Origin of the sequence: Pseudoalteromonas sp. SR45-6, assembly GCF_014163545.1 — a bacterium.
Taxonomy (GTDB): domain Bacteria; phylum Pseudomonadota; class Gammaproteobacteria; order Enterobacterales; family Alteromonadaceae; genus Pseudoalteromonas; species Pseudoalteromonas rhizosphaerae.
In genome coordinates, this window is the sequence record NZ_JACJDM010000177.1 from 1 (window position 1) to 558 (window position 558).

The following is a 558-nucleotide window of genomic DNA, read 5'->3' on the forward strand; positions in this document are numbered from 1 at the left end:
CGTTTTGGACCCACCTGACCCCATGCCGAACTCAGTAGTGAAACGAAACAGCGCCGATGATAGTGTAGCATTTGCTATGTGAAAGTAGGACATTGCCAGGCTCCAAATTGAGAAAGCCCGACTAGCAATAGTCGGGCTTTTTTACGTCTGGCATAAAGTAAAAAGAAGGTTCGAGGTGAAAGGTAATCTGCATAAAGATTAAGTCAATTTGATCTAGTCTCTAGAGCATATGCTTTTACCGTATTAGGGACTGAGATGGATTTATTCCACGCTTGTAATACCTGTTCGACTATTTCTTTATAACCACTAGAAACACGATTAGATAGACAGTGTTGCCGTATCCAACTCCATACTTGCTCTAGTGGATTTAATTCCATGTGTTGTGTCATGACGTCTTTATTGACGATAGGGCTGATCAGCGCTTCTGTTTTATCATTACTTGGGCACACTGCACCAAATAAGTATCCATACTCAAACTGCTGTTGTTTTGTTGCGCGAGGCCTAGAGCCTGTTTCAGCCCATAAGCGTGTTGTTTGATTTTGTTGTCCAAACCGTGCT

1 rRNA gene and 1 pseudogene are annotated in these 558 nt (G+C 42.5%); one reads left to right on the forward strand and one right to left on the reverse strand.

The window, feature by feature from the left end:
* Nucleotides 1-101 (forward strand): 5S ribosomal RNA (gene rrf / locus H5158_RS22770); the annotation flags it as partial.
* A 102-nt stretch (nucleotides 102-203) separates the two neighbouring features.
* Here rrf and H5158_RS22775 read toward each other — a convergent pair.
* Nucleotides 204-558: pseudogene (locus tag H5158_RS22775) on the reverse strand (IS630 family transposase); the annotation flags it as partial.